This window comes from Pseudomonas sp. 05N432, from assembly GCF_056396945.1.
In genome coordinates this window covers 150,250-162,649 of the sequence record NZ_JBFTMM010000008.1, presented here as the reverse complement: position 1 = coordinate 162,649, position 12,400 = coordinate 150,250, and the positions used below count along the sequence as shown (strand labels likewise).

Here is a 12,400-nt window from a genome sequence, read left to right as displayed (position 1 = left end):
ACGTGCACTGTTGGGCTACAGCAGTGCACGTCATACCCTCAGGTCCGCAAGCCCGACCTAAGCGTTTGATGTGTTCAACGACGGGTCTGCAAGACGTTGAAAATGAGCATGCCCGCCAGCATGGCAATCACAAACACCCAGGCCTGCCAGTGTCCGGTGGGCAGCAGCACCAGTGCCGGGCCCGGGCACATACCGGCAACGCCCCAGCCGACGCCGAACAGCAAACTGCCACCGATCAGGCGTCGATCCAGTTCACGGCTTACCGGCAGTTGCATGGGTAAGCCCAGCAGCGATGTTTTCTGTTTCATGGCCCAGTGAAACGGCACCCACGCCACGGCAATGGCGCCGATCATGACCAGGGCCAGTGAAGGGTCCCAAAGTCCGGCGATGTCCAGAAACCCCAGCACTTTGGCCGGGTTGGTCATGCCCGACAGTAACAGGCCGATGCCGAACAACAAGCCGGCAACAAACGCAGTCAGTTTTTTCATGTTCAATTTCCCAGCAGATGGCGCAAGACGAACACCGTCATAAAGCCGGTGAACATGAAGCACAGCGTTGCGATGATCGAACGCGGAGAAAGCCGTGAAACACCGCACACGCCATGACCACTGGTGCAACCTGCGCCATAGCGGGTGCCGATGCCCACCAGCAGCCCGGCCACGATCAGGCCCAGGGTGCCGGTCTTGAACTCGATGCCTGGCTGTCCCGCGAACAGCATCCAAAGCACAGGTGCCGCCAGCAATCCGAGAAGGAACAAGGCTTTTTCTCCCGAGGTCGAATCCCTGGGGCCCAGCAGGCTGCCCAACAACCCGCTGATGCCGGCGATACGACCGCTGGCGACCACCCACAAACCGGCGGCGAGACCGATCAGCGCGCCTCCAGCCAACGCGGACCATGGGGTGAAGTGAAGCGAATCGAACGTCATGACAACTCTCCGGATGGGTAACGGGCGGCACTAAACCACTCTTTTTACCTTGAGCATAGGTCCGTTTGTGCGGACCAAGGGGAGGCAACCAACCGGATGTAGACGCCTGCAAGGCCTGCGAACGTTCAGTCCCGCTTTTGGCCGATGCACTGCCTACAGCCACGCGCGATGGCTTGTTATAGTTCTGGCCTTATTTTCAGCGCCAGCAAGGATCACTGCCATGTCCGAATACCAAGCCTTTCGTGTCGAACTGATCGACAACATTGCCCATGTGCAGATCAACCGCCCGGAAAAGATCAACGCAATGAACGCGGTGTTCTGGACTGAAATCATTGAGATCTTCCAGTGGATCGATGACACCGATGAAGTCCGTGCGGTGGTGATCAGTGGTGCCGGCAAGCATTTCTCTTCGGGCATCGACCTGATGATGCTGGCTTCGGTGGCCAATGAAATGGGCAAGGATGCGGGTCGCAATGCGCGCCTGTTGCGGCGCAAGATCCTGGCGTTGCAAGCTTCGTTCAACGCTGTCGATAATTGCCGTAAACCGGTGCTGGCAGCGATTCAGGGCTATTGCCTGGGCGGCGCGATCGATCTGATTTCCGCTTGTGATATGCGTTACGCGGCAGAAGACGCGCAATTCTCGATCAAGGAAATCGACATGGGCATGGCCGCCGATGTCGGCACTTTGCAGCGCTTGCCGCGGATCATTGGTGACGGCATGCTGCGCGAACTGGCATACACTGGTCGCACCTTCGGCGCAGAAGAGGCGCGCAGCATCGGCTTGGTCAACCGGGTCTACCCGGACACAGCCAGCCTGCTGGATGGGGTGATGGGCATTGCCCGTGAAATTGCTGCCAAATCGCCGATTGCGATTGCCGGGACCAAAGAGATGATCAGCTACATGCGCGATCACAGCATCAATGATGGCCTGGAATACATTGCTACCTGGAACGCCGCGATGCTGCAATCCGCAGACCTGCGGGTCGCCATGGCGGCGTCGATGAGCAAGCAGAAACCCGAATTTCTGGACTGAGCACACATGACTTCACGTTGGACCACTGCGGTACTCGACACCGACTTGCCCGGCGGCTGGGCCGTGGCCCGCAGCCCCGAAGGTTTTTTGTTCGACGACAACGGCGCGCTGTTCCCGCGGGAATGGCTGAAACGTCAGGACCTGTCGATTCTCGCCGAGCACGGCATCGGTTATCTCGACGGTGAGCCGGTGTATTTGCTGGAGCTCAAGGCTCACAGCGAAGTGCCGGGCTGCAACTGGAAAGGCCTGCGGGCGTTCATGCTCGATGGCGATCACACGGTTTATAAAGTGCTGGGTTATGCCGCGCAAGTCGGCACCTGGGCGCGGGAGCACCGGTTTTGCGGCAACTGTGGTCAGCGCATGACGCAGATACCGCGTGAGCGGGCGATGTACTGCGAACCCTGTGATTTGCGCTTTTATCCGCGGATTTCACCGAGCATGATCGTGTTGATCACTCGCGGCGACGAAATCCTGCTGGCGCGCTCGCCGCGCTTTGTTCCGGGTGTCTATAGCACCCTGGCGGGTTTTGCCGAGCCGGGGGAGTCGGCCGAGGATTGCCTGATTCGTGAAGTGCGCGAAGAGGTGCAGATCGAGGTCAGGAACATCCAGTATCTGGGCAGCCAGTGCTGGCCGTTCCCGCATTCGATGATGCTTGGTTTTCATGCCGAATACGCCAGTGGCGAGATCGTGCCGCAAGCCGACGAGATCGAAGACGCCCAGTGGTTCGACATTCATGCGCTGCCGCCGTTGCCGGCAGGGCGTTCGATTGCCCGCTACCTGATCGACATCTATGTGGCGCGACGCTTAGGCCATGCTGAACCAGTGTTGCCAGGCTAGACGCACGGTCAAGCCCAGTACCACGGTGATGAATACCGGGCGAATGAACTTCGCCCCACCGCTGATGGCGGTGCGTGCCCCAAAGAACGCACCGACCATCACCGACAGGCCCATGCTCAGGCCGATGATCCAGTCCACTTGCCCGGAAAAGATGAACACCGACAGCGCCGCGATGTTGCTGACGAAGTTCATGCTGCGCGCCACGCCGCTGGCCTTGACCAGATCGATGGGGTAGAGCAGCAGGCTGCTGACGGTCCAGAAGGCGCCAGTGCCGGGACCGGCCACGCCATCGTAGAAACCGAGGCTGAAACCCTGGCTCGACTGCCACTTCTTCTTGATCGGTGCGTCGCTGTCCAGTGGCGCTTTCGGCGTGCCGCCAAACAGCAGATACACGCCACAGGCGAAGACGATCACCGGGAGCATCTTGTTCAACCATTCAGCCGGAAGGTAGTGCGCAATGATTGCGCCGGTCAGTGCGCCGACCAGGGTTCCGAAGATCGCGTGTACCCACTGCCGCGGGTGGAATAGCTTGCGTCGGTAGAAGGTGAAACTGGCGGTGGCCGAGCCGAAGGTCGAGCTGAGTTTGTTGGTGCCCAGCACCAGGTGCGGCGGCAAACCGGCAGTGAGCAACGCCGGGGTGGTCAGCAGACCGCCACCGCCGGCAATGGCATCGATGAAACCGGCAATGAACGCGACGATGGCCAAAATGGCCAGAGTGGTGAGGTCTACGCTGAGTTCGAAAGGCATGAGGTCGACTTATTCGGCGGGGCAGAGGGCACGGCGGGGCGCCATCTTACCCATAACCGCCGCCCCCTGCGACCGCCCTGATACCCGGCATGATCGTTCCCACGCAGCATGGGAACGATCAGCAGCCGGGTTACAAGCCCAGGTCAGACAGGCCCGGATGATCATCCGGGCGCCGCCCCAGCGGCCAGTGGAACTTGCGCTCGCTTTCCTTGATTGGCATGTCATTGATGCAGGCGTAACGGTTGGACATCAACCCATGCTCATCGAACTCCCAGTTTTCATTGCCATACGAGCGATACCAGTTGCCCGAATCGTCGTGCCATTCATAGGCGTAACGCACAGCGATACGGTTCCCGGTGAAAGCCCAGAGTTCCTTGATCAGCCGGTAATCCAGTTCCTTGGACCATTTGCGGGTCAGAAAAGCCTTGGCTTCCTCCCGGTTGTTGGCGAACTCGGCGCGGTTACGCCATTTGGTATCCAGGGTGTAGGCCAGGGATACCCGTTGTGGATCGCGGGAGTTCCAGCCGTCTTCGGCCAGGCGAATCTTTTCAATGGCGGACTCACGGGTGAACGGCGGAAGTGGCGGACGAACTTCGGCATTAGATGACATTTAAAGTCTCCAGGGAAAGTGAGTGTCAAAACAGCCAGTTGATCTTGCTTGAACAGTTACAGGTCCAATAACTTTCGCGCCATGCATTGCGCATTATCGGCGGCACTGTGATCGCCCATGACAAGCGCAACAGTAATGGCGCCATCGATCAGGATCAGCAGCTGTTTGGCCAACGCTTCCGGATCGTCTACGCCATGTTCGGTACAGAGCTCGCGCACATAGTCGAGCAGTTTCTGTTTGTGTTCTTTCGCGACCAGGCGCACCGGGTCTTGCGGGTCGCCGGTTTCGCCGCTGGTGTTGATAAAGGCACAGCCGCGAAAGCCTTCGCTGGCGAACCAGTCCTTGAGCACGGTGAACAGGTTGAGCAGCCGTTCGGCCGGGGTTGGGGCCTTGTTCACCTCGGTTTTGAACCAGTTCATCCAGCGTACGTCGCGCCGCTGCAAAGCCGCGACAGTCAGTTCCTCTTTGTTGGCAAAGTAGCGGTAAATACTTTTTCTGGAGACACCGGCGGTTTTCACCAGGAGATCCATGCCCGTGGCAGCAATGCCACTTTTATAGATCAACTTTTCGGTGACATCCAGAATGATGTCGCGTGTGTCGTTGCGAGTGATTTCGTTCATGCGGCAAAGAGTAGAACGATCATTCTTCTTGGTCAAGCGAGTATTGTTGGTGCCTGTTGAATTGGCATCGCGAGCAGGCTCGCTCCCACAGAGGACCGCATTTCAAATGTGGGAGCAGCCGGTCGACGCTCGATTGCTCGCGAATAGGCCATTACAGACAGTAACAAGACCCGGACGGATCCATGGTGTAAGCTCTCGATTCTTCGGATTCGACCCATTTGCGAGCCCTATGCCGTCGCTTTTCAAACGCTCTCTACTGCCCAAACTGCGCAGTTTTCCGCTGACCGCCGATGCGGTTTCTATCCTTTCTGGCGCTGCCGAGTTCCGTCGTTGCCTGCTGGAGAAAATTGCCCAGGCGACCCAGCGCATCTACATCGTCGCGCTTTACCTGCAACACGACGAAGCGGGACAGGAAATCCTCGATGCCTTGCACGCTGCCAAAGCTGCGCGCCCGGAACTGGACGTGGTGGTGGTGGTTGACTGGTTACGGGCGCAGCGCGGTTTGATCGGTGCCGGCAAACAACCGGGCAATTCGGCGTGGTATCAGCAGCAGACTCGCGAACATGCCAGCGAAGTGCCGGTGTATGGCGTGCCGGTGCAAACCCGCGAACTGTTCGGTGTGTTGCACCTTAAAGGCTTTGTGATCGATGACTGCGTGATCTACAGCGGTGCCAGTCTGAATAACGTCTATCTGCACAAATTCGACAAATACCGTTACGACCGTTATCACGTGCTGCGCAACCGGCCGCTGGCCGATTCCATGCAGCACCTGGTGCAGCACGGGTTGATCGCCTCTAAAGCCGTGCACCGTCTTGACGTGCCAAACCTGCCGACCACCCGCAGTCTGCGCAGTGACATTGGTGACCTGCGCAGTCGCCTCAAGCACGCGGTGTACGACACCACGGCGGGTACGCTGGACAAGGGTGGTCTGACAGTCAGTCCGCTGCTCGGGGTCGGTAAAAACAACCCGTTGAGCCGGGTGATCTGTGAGTTGATTGCCTGCGCCCAGCATCAGCTGACTATTTGCACACCGTATTTCAACCTGCCATTGCCGGTGACCCGTGAAATCAACCGGGCGCTGGCACGCGGGGTGAAGATCGATATCATTGTCGGTGACAAGACTGCCAACGACTTCTACATTCCGCCAAGCGAGCCGTTCAAGGTCATTGCCGCGTTACCGTATCTCTATGAAATCAGCCTGCGACGCTTCGCCAAGCGCCATCAGCGGGTGATCGACAGCGGTCAGTTGAGCCTTCATCTGTGGCGCGACGGCGACAACACCTATCACCTCAAAGGCATGTGGGTCGACGAACGCTACACCTTGTTGACCGGCAACAACCTCAACCCGCGAGCCTTCCGCCTGGACCTGGAAAACGCTTTGCTGATCGACGACCCGAAAGGTGAGTTGCAGGAACCCCGTCGCAGTGAGCTGGCGGAGATTTTCCACAACACCCGCCGCATTGAACGCTATCAGCAGTTGGAAACCTTGCTCGAATACCCGCCGGCGGTGAGCAAGTTTCTGCGTCGGGTCAGCCGGGTACGGATTGAGCGCTTGCTCTACCGCATCCTCTAGTCAAAAACACAAAAGCCCCGTCACATGGACGGGGCTTTTACGTGAAGCGCGCGGCTGAAAACTGCTTAGAACACTACGCCCTGGCTACGCAGGTAGTCATCGTAGGTGCCGCTGAAGTCGATCACACCGCTTGGGCTCAGCTCGATGATTCGAGTGGCCAGCGACGATACGAACTCACGGTCGTGGCTGACGAAGATCAGCGTGCCCGGATAGTTTTCCAGCGCCAGGTTCAGCGCTTCGATGGATTCCATGTCCAGGTGGTTGGTCGGTTCGTCCATCACCAGCACGTTCGGCTTTTGCAGAATCAGCTTGCCGAACAGCATGCGACCTTGCTCACCACCAGAGATGACCTTGACCGACTTGAGGATCTCGTCGTTGGAGAACAGCATGCGGCCCAGGGTGCCACGGACCAGTTGCTCGCCACCTTGAGTCCAGCGACCCATCCAGTCGAACAGGTTGGATTCATCTTCGAAATCCGAAGCGTGGTCCTGTGCGTAGTAGCCGATTTCTGCGGCGTCGGTCCATTTCACGCTACCGGCATCCGGGCTCAATTCGTTGACCAGGGTGCGCAGCAGGGTGGTTTTACCGATACCGTTCGGGCCGATGATCGCCACACGCTCGCCGGCTTCAACGGTGAAGCTGAAGTCCTTGAACAGATTCTTGCCGTCGAAGCCCTTGGCCATACGCTCGACGATGACCGCCTGGCGATGAAGCTTCTTGTTCTGCTCGAAACGGATGAACGGGCTCACGCGGCTCGAAGGTTTGACTTCGGCCAGCTGGATCTTGTCGATCTGCTTGGCGCGGGAAGTGGCTTGCTTGGCTTTCGAGGCGTTGGCCGAGAAGCGGCTGACGAACGATTGCAGTTCGGAGATTTGTGCTTTCTTCTTGGCGTTGTCCGAGAGCAGTTGCTCGCGGGACTGGGTCGCCACGGTCATGTACTCGTCATAGTTGCCCGGGAACAGGCGCAGCTCGCCGTAGTCCAGGTCAGCCATGTGGGTGCAGACACTGTTCAGGAAGTGTCTATCGTGGGAGATGATGATCATCAGGCTGCTGCGCTGGGTCAGCACGTTTTCCAGCCAGCGGATGGTGTTGATGTCCAGGTGGTTGGTCGGTTCGTCGAGCAGCAGCACTTCCGGATCGGAGAACAGTGCCTGAGCCAGCAGAACGCGGAGTTTCCAGCCTGGCGAAACTTCGCTCATCGGGCCGAAGTGTTGCTCGATGCCGATACCCAGGCCCAGCAGCAGTTCACCGGCGCGCGATTCGGCGGTGTAACCGTCCATCTCGGCAAATTCGGTTTCCAGCTCGGCGACGGCCATGCCGTCCTCTTCGGTCATTTCCGGCAGCGAGTAGATGCGGTCGCGCTCGGCCTTGACCTTCCACAGCTCTTCGTGACCCATGATCACGGTGTCGATCACGGTGAATTCTTCGTAGGCGAACTGGTCCTGGCGCAACTTGCCCAGACGCACGTTCGGTTCGAGCATGACCTGACCGCCGGACGGATCGAGGTCGCCACCGAGGATTTTCATGAAGGTCGACTTGCCGCAACCGTTGGCGCCGATCAGGCCATAGCGGTTACCCGCACCAAATTTGACCGAAACGTTCTCGAACAACGGCTTGGCGCCGAACTGCATCGTGATATTTGCTGTGGAGATCAATTACTTTACCTATCAATGGGTTGCGGGCTGCGCATTTGATGCTTGGGCCATTCCTGGGGCATTCTGGAGTTTTTCCATCTCTCCCCAGTCTCCGCTAGAGTTCAGCCAGCGCGCATAAGTCGACAGCAGCATTTGGACGCTGTGTCCAAGCTGTTGAGCAATAAAGGCGGGGTTCATGCCAGACATTGTGCATATTGTCGCATAAGTGTGACGGCAGTTGTACGGCGGCCGATAACGCGTCGCCAGCTTCTTCAGGGTTGGCGCCCATTGTTTGTACAGGTCTGAGGTCTGACGGATGTACTGACTCATCTTTAAGGGCGGGGAAACGTAGGGAAACTCCTTGATTGAACTACTCCCGGCTTTCCGGCGCTCCGCGTATTGAGCGGCGAATTCCAGGGTGTGCAATGCCCGCCCGTTAAGCAGGACGTACCGATTTCTCTTCGCCTGGCGCGCTTCTTTATGGTCCCTCGCACGATGGCGCGATTGCCGCTTCTCCCTGGCCACGGATTCCTGGCGCAGAGCAATGATCTCCTGCGGGCGCATGCCGGTGAAGAAAATGAACTCGAAAAATGCAGCGTAGATCGTGCTCGGCCAATGGGCTGTGGTGTAAAGCTGATTGGCTGTTCACCTCGATCGTTGATTCGAATGGCGAGCTGCATAACGAAGACCACGAACATCCGATCGAGACCGATCTCGCTGTGTTGTGGGCTGCCGGTGGGTTCATCAAGCAGGGCCGCACGATCGTTGGCCAGGCTGAGCAGGTCACGTTCCGCTGTGGTCCGTGGTAGAAGGGTCGGCAAGAGCAGGTGAAGGAAGCGACGTCGCGCACTGAGCCAACGCCGGAGCGGGCTAGTACTGCTGACGTTGCGCCGTTAGGCATTTGAATGCCGACCATGGGTTTTTCCTCTTTTCAGAAATGACAAAACCCGCTCAATGGCGGGCTCTGGGTTTACCCAATGGGCACGTTAAGGGAGCTGAAATTATTTCCTTGGGTCACATAGACCTAAGAGACGGCACGTCTGCTAGCATCGCTGCCTTAGTCAAATTTAAGAATCGACCAGGAGCCACAATGAAACAGGACGTGATTCATGTCGCTAAAAGGTTAACGATTATTACAGTGGCGCTCGCTGCGTTTTCAGCCTATGGAGCAAACTCGCACTTCGGTTTTGAAACCTGGGCGGGGGATATCGGGCTGTTTGCAGGCCTTTGGGTAGCTGCGTTACCCATGACAGCTCTCATTGTTTTGATATTTGCAACTCCATGGTACTCAATCAAGTGGTACCGAAATCGGCGAAGTAACGTCTAACCCTTCACTCACTGAGTATCAGCGCGATACTGAAAGCTTGCAGAGACTGTGTAAGTCGTGTCGTCCCGGGTACCGGGACAGGTGTCATGATCACCACTGTCAGCGCGCCTTTGGTGTTTCGCACGTACAGCGGGAACAAGGCAGCGATCTGGTCAGCCAGAGCACCGGTGGCACCGCATGTCGAGTCAGGACAGAGGCGTGAGACGGAATGTATCTAGATCGCCAAGGGCATTATTTTCTTGTTACCCCTAAATGCAGATATCCCCTCCCGAAGGCTTGCCAATCTATCGACTACTGACAGGCAAAGATGACTCGTCGTTCTGTCATCGCGTATCTGAAGCGCTGGCGACGACCCTATGATTCCAGCCATTGAGGCATTTCCAGTCAGCTGCCACTCGTCCAAAGCTAAACGACTGAAATTAAAAAGAAACATTGCTGTTATAGAGTGCAGGCCTGATTCATGAGGGCTAATGAAGTGAACCGATCAGCACGAAACCTGCGCAAAACACTGGACGCTGCAGCAGCCAATAACGAGGCCGCAGCACTTGATGTCATGCGGGCCATTGATCAGCTTGGTGACGAATTGCTGCGCCAGCGGCTGCTGGGCGTGGTCCATCGCCTGAATCAGGATGCGAGTGAGTTGCGGCAAGCCAGAGATAATGTCTCTGGAGCACTGATGAAGCTGGCCTGATACCGCCCCCGTGACCGGATGCGCGGCGTGAGTTGAGGTGGTCGCCAATTGCGATCGCTCCTTTTCTCAAGGGAGTGACGCGATGTTTCCAGGATATTTTCGCTGGATTGCCCTGGTCGGCAGAGCTTTCAAACGCGCCGAAGGCTGGTGGGGGAGTGCGGACCACGCCAGTTTGTACAGGACAAATTACGAGGCGGCCGGATTCTACCAGGTCGATCAGCCGCAGAGCGACGACATGATCATGATGGATGTCGGGCGGACGGCTTACCTGAACAGTGATCATATTCGGCGGTCCCTGGCTCCACCGTACACGCCTGGGCCTCAGGCATAAAGAAGCAAAAAACCCGGTTTAGTGCTGGGTTTTGTTGTTTATGGAGACCTCATACCGAACAGGTCAAACCAGCCAATGAGAAAAATATAAACTTTTTAGAATGTGAGGGATCAACAGTACAAGGGTTAACTGAAGTCGGGATGACGCCATTTTATGGCATAGCGCTTTGTGGTGGCATCCATGCATGGGTTCTGCGAGAACCCGGGAGTCGTCATCATGAAGTCTTTGCACTTACTTGTGCTTTCTGGAGCGGCTGCTGTCATGTTGTCGGGATTACCAGCAGCGGTATTGCACGCTGCCAGCAGCGAGCCTATTGATACGTCAGCAGTGCAACTGGAGCAACAACAGCAAAACGGTATTGCCTATTTGTCGGGTGGTATTGGTCTGGATGAGTCGCGAGCCATTCAGCAGGCCAAGGGATATAGCCTGCACATGACCTTTTCCACTGGGACGGGCAATAAATACGTCCCTGATGTCGATGTCGCGATTCAGAATATGCAGGGACACTCAGTGCTGACGCTGAGTCAGGTGGGGCCTATCGTTTACGTTCAGTTGCCCCCCGGAAAATATGTCATCGTCGCTACTCGCAATGGGCACGAACAACGAGGTACCGTTGAACTCAAAGGTGGGACTATTGGTGACCTGAATCTCCACTGGAACGATGCCACATAATCGCTGATGCCTGAAAGTCATTAGCATTTCTTCAAGTGCTACAGCTCACAAAAAAAACCGGCACTAGACTGCAATGCTGTCCACTTGAGTGGAGCAGCATTGCAGTCTAGTGCTGGGCTTTGTTGTTTCTGGGAATTCGTACAGGTGGGAAAGACCCGATCTAGCGCCGGGATTAATAGGGCTGAAGGAGTGTCAGCGCGAACATGGCTTCCTCTCTACAGCTTTGCCATCGTTGGACAATCTTCGTTTACGCCTTTGGAGCCAGTTCCAGAACGCGTGCACAGGGTGGATAAACATCGCGAGTACTGCCAATAGTAGGACGATGAAGAGGGTAATCAGGCCGAGACCTTCATGGGAAAACATCGTGGGTTACTCCTGTAGTTCACTTTGTCAGTTCCTGAAGGGTAGGCGTGTAAGATCATTTCTTGATGAAGGTTATTTAATGATGTTTCATTTATTCGAGGAGGAGGGGTGTTGCTGGTAATTCGTTCGGGCGGGATGGCGGCATCGCAGGATAGTGGTAAATTGCCGCTATCAACATTGAGTGATGCGGATTGATCAAATACAACGCATTAAACGGATCAGGGTGTCTCGCCATATTCTTCATGGTGCTATGTCTGCTTGGCCTACCCGCGTTGCTGTTTCCATCGCATTCAAACGTTGACCTCGAAGGAAAGACAGTCGAGCCTTTCAGGGGCACTTTCGTTCATGCCTCCTTCCTCAGCAATCGGGCCCACCGGTTGACCTTTTCGTATCTACAACCAAGCCATCACGCCACCATGACGCGAGCACGTACCACGTCGGTGCTGGCTAAAACTGTAGGATTTGTCGCGACATTTGGCGGTTGCGCCCTCTGGTGCACGATTTGATTTCGTATGGGCTGGGCTGTGTACGGTTTTTCCGTCACTATTTTTGTACGAGCCATGCTCAAGCAGTTGCGATTCGTCAGGGGTTACTGTTCGAGGATCAACATCAGACCTTGCAAAAGCGGGCTGAAAGATCAAGCAAGCGGTAAGAGCCAGGAAGGCTAGTTTCATTTGGCGACCCATCCTTGGTGTGTGTAGGAAGAGTCTAGCCTGGTGCTGGGCTTTTTCGTTTCCAGTTACCCAATGCCGATAATTCGTTGAGCATGCGCCGGGTCAAGTCGGACGAGTGCTCCTCCATGAACCACGCTGCCGGCTCCGGTAGCGGCTGGCGCTGCGCAACCACCGATTGGACCTGCAATTTCCCCCTTCTCACCACGCAACGTCAGCCTGTGTGAGCGAGTCATACCGTTTTGTTTTTTTAGATGCTTTGAAGGTCCGAACCAGCTGGTGTATCGTTTCAGCTGTTCACCCGGCCATATGACTCTTTACCGGCCCATGGATGGCGAGGTCATATGGCAGGGCGAACGCTATATC

The 12,400-nt window shown here is 56.5% G+C and carries 15 protein-coding genes and 2 pseudogenes; 9 read left to right on the top strand and 8 right to left on the bottom strand.

The genetic code is table 11. The features are described from left to right. Positions 1-74: 74 nt before the first annotated feature. Together AC1DHT_RS11020 and AC1DHT_RS11015 are read right to left on the bottom strand one after the other, a co-directional pair. Entirely contained in the window at positions 75-488 is a 414-nt protein-coding gene (locus tag AC1DHT_RS11020) for a DUF6691 family protein (protein ID WP_427539310.1), read from the bottom strand. A 2-nt stretch (positions 489-490) separates the two neighbouring features. Next, on the bottom strand, positions 491-925 hold the full coding sequence (locus AC1DHT_RS11015; protein WP_427539313.1) for a YeeE/YedE family protein: 435 nt from the start codon (positions 923-925) through the stop codon (positions 491-493). A 220-nt stretch (positions 926-1,145) separates the two neighbouring features. Here AC1DHT_RS11015 and AC1DHT_RS11010 point away from each other — a divergent pair, with 220 nt between their 5' ends. Then, a complete protein-coding gene (locus tag AC1DHT_RS11010; RefSeq protein WP_427539316.1) occupies positions 1,146-1,958 on the top strand; it encodes a crotonase/enoyl-CoA hydratase family protein in 813 nt (270 codons plus the stop codon). A gap of 6 nt (positions 1,959-1,964) precedes the next feature. Then, complete coding sequence (nudC, locus tag AC1DHT_RS11005; protein ID WP_427539319.1) at positions 1,965-2,795, top strand: NAD(+) diphosphatase; 831 nt, start codon at positions 1,965-1,967, stop codon at positions 2,793-2,795. Here the strand turns inward: nudC and AC1DHT_RS11000 are convergent. The 3 genes from AC1DHT_RS11000 to AC1DHT_RS10990 form a co-directional block, all read right to left on the bottom strand. Then, a complete protein-coding gene (locus tag AC1DHT_RS11000) occupies positions 2,763-3,542 on the bottom strand; it encodes a TSUP family transporter (RefSeq protein ID WP_427539322.1) in 780 nt (259 codons plus the stop codon). The genes nudC and AC1DHT_RS11000 overlap by 33 nt on opposite strands. Positions 3,543-3,672: 130 nt before the next feature. Further along, positions 3,673-4,152 carry a nuclear transport factor 2 family protein gene (locus tag AC1DHT_RS10995; RefSeq protein WP_427539325.1) on the bottom strand — a complete coding sequence of 160 codons (480 nt, stop codon included), beginning with the start codon at positions 4,150-4,152 and terminating at the stop codon, positions 3,673-3,675. A 56-nt stretch (positions 4,153-4,208) separates the two neighbouring features. Then, positions 4,209-4,772 (bottom strand): TetR/AcrR family transcriptional regulator, encoded by a 564-nt coding sequence (locus tag AC1DHT_RS10990; RefSeq protein WP_427539328.1) that lies wholly within the window; start codon positions 4,770-4,772, stop codon positions 4,209-4,211. A 229-nt stretch (positions 4,773-5,001) separates the two neighbouring features. Between AC1DHT_RS10990 and pssA the strand changes: the two genes are divergently transcribed. Further along, positions 5,002-6,345, top strand: a complete 1,344-nt coding sequence (gene pssA / locus AC1DHT_RS10985) for a CDP-diacylglycerol--serine O-phosphatidyltransferase (RefSeq protein ID WP_427539331.1) — start codon at positions 5,002-5,004, stop codon at positions 6,343-6,345. A gap of 65 nt (positions 6,346-6,410) precedes the next feature. Here pssA and AC1DHT_RS10980 read toward each other — a convergent pair whose 3' ends face one another. Both AC1DHT_RS10980 and AC1DHT_RS10975 read right to left on the bottom strand, forming a co-directional pair. Then, on the bottom strand, positions 6,411-8,000 hold the full coding sequence (locus AC1DHT_RS10980; RefSeq protein WP_145021703.1) for an ABC-F family ATPase: 1,590 nt from the start codon (positions 7,998-8,000) through the stop codon (positions 6,411-6,413). Positions 8,001-8,012: 12 nt separating this feature from the next. Next, positions 8,013-8,615 (bottom strand): annotated as a pseudogene (locus AC1DHT_RS10975) (tyrosine-type recombinase/integrase); the annotation flags it as partial. Between AC1DHT_RS10975 and AC1DHT_RS10970 the strand changes: the two are divergent. The 6 genes and pseudogenes from AC1DHT_RS10970 (at position 8,570) to AC1DHT_RS10945 (ending at position 11,000) form a co-directional block, all read left to right on the top strand. Further along, on the top strand, positions 8,570-8,788 hold the full coding sequence (locus AC1DHT_RS10970; RefSeq protein WP_427539563.1) for a putative metallopeptidase: 219 nt from the start codon (positions 8,570-8,572) through the stop codon (positions 8,786-8,788). The pseudogene AC1DHT_RS10975 and the gene AC1DHT_RS10970 overlap by 46 nt on opposite strands. A gap of 281 nt (positions 8,789-9,069) precedes the next feature. Further along, positions 9,070-9,306 carry a hypothetical protein gene (locus tag AC1DHT_RS10965; protein WP_427539566.1) on the top strand — a complete coding sequence of 79 codons (237 nt, stop codon included), beginning with the start codon at positions 9,070-9,072 and terminating at the stop codon, positions 9,304-9,306. 252 nt (positions 9,307-9,558) lie between these two features. Next, positions 9,559-9,666, top strand: a complete 108-nt coding sequence (locus tag AC1DHT_RS10960) for a DUF1737 domain-containing protein (protein ID WP_427539569.1) — start codon at positions 9,559-9,561, stop codon at positions 9,664-9,666. 115 nt (positions 9,667-9,781) lie between these two features. Beyond that, on the top strand, positions 9,782-9,997 hold the full coding sequence (locus AC1DHT_RS10955) for a hypothetical protein (protein WP_427539628.1): 216 nt from the start codon (positions 9,782-9,784) through the stop codon (positions 9,995-9,997). Between the two features lie 94 nt (positions 9,998-10,091). Next, a pseudogene (locus tag AC1DHT_RS10950) lies at positions 10,092-10,350 on the top strand (phage tail protein); the annotation flags it as partial. Between the two features lie 194 nt (positions 10,351-10,544). Further along, positions 10,545-11,000 carry a carboxypeptidase regulatory-like domain-containing protein gene (locus AC1DHT_RS10945; RefSeq protein ID WP_427539572.1) on the top strand — a complete coding sequence of 152 codons (456 nt, stop codon included), beginning with the start codon at positions 10,545-10,547 and terminating at the stop codon, positions 10,998-11,000. A gap of 755 nt (positions 11,001-11,755) precedes the next feature. On the opposite strand, the gene AC1DHT_RS10940 is transcribed toward AC1DHT_RS10945, so the two are convergent. Continuing rightward, complete coding sequence (locus AC1DHT_RS10940; protein ID WP_429538114.1) at positions 11,756-12,037, bottom strand: DUF3761 domain-containing protein; 282 nt, start codon at positions 12,035-12,037, stop codon at positions 11,756-11,758. Positions 12,038-12,400 lie beyond the last annotated feature (363 nt).

Bases quoted from the DNA above. Each gene is read 5' to 3' on its own strand.
- AC1DHT_RS10960 (WP_427539569.1), top strand. From the start codon at position 9,559: ATGCAGATATCCCCTCCCGAAGGCTTGCCAATCTATCGACTACTGACA.
- AC1DHT_RS10965 (WP_427539566.1), top strand. From the start codon at position 9,070: ATGAAACAGGACGTGATTCATGTCGCTAAAAGGTTAACGATTATTACA.
- AC1DHT_RS11020 (WP_427539310.1), bottom strand. From the start codon at position 488: ATGAAAAAACTGACTGCGTTTGTTGCCGGCTTGTTGTTCGGCATCGGC.
- AC1DHT_RS10970 (WP_427539563.1), top strand. From the start codon at position 8,570: ATGCAGCGTAGATCGTGCTCGGCCAATGGGCTGTGGTGTAAAGCTGAT.
- pssA (WP_427539331.1), top strand. From the start codon at position 5,002: ATGCCGTCGCTTTTCAAACGCTCTCTACTGCCCAAACTGCGCAGTTTT.
- AC1DHT_RS11000 (WP_427539322.1), bottom strand. From the start codon at position 3,542: ATGCCTTTCGAACTCAGCGTAGACCTCACCACTCTGGCCATTTTGGCC.
- nudC (WP_427539319.1), top strand. From the start codon at position 1,965: ATGACTTCACGTTGGACCACTGCGGTACTCGACACCGACTTGCCCGGC.
- AC1DHT_RS10990 (WP_427539328.1), bottom strand. From the start codon at position 4,772: ATGAACGAAATCACTCGCAACGACACACGCGACATCATTCTGGATGTC.
- AC1DHT_RS11010 (WP_427539316.1), top strand. From the start codon at position 1,146: ATGTCCGAATACCAAGCCTTTCGTGTCGAACTGATCGACAACATTGCC.
- AC1DHT_RS10995 (WP_427539325.1), bottom strand. From the start codon at position 4,152: ATGTCATCTAATGCCGAAGTTCGTCCGCCACTTCCGCCGTTCACCCGT.
- AC1DHT_RS10945 (WP_427539572.1), top strand. From the start codon at position 10,545: ATGAAGTCTTTGCACTTACTTGTGCTTTCTGGAGCGGCTGCTGTCATG.
- AC1DHT_RS10940 (WP_429538114.1), bottom strand. From the start codon at position 12,037: ATGAAACTAGCCTTCCTGGCTCTTACCGCTTGCTTGATCTTTCAGCCC.
- AC1DHT_RS11015 (WP_427539313.1), bottom strand. From the start codon at position 925: ATGACGTTCGATTCGCTTCACTTCACCCCATGGTCCGCGTTGGCTGGA.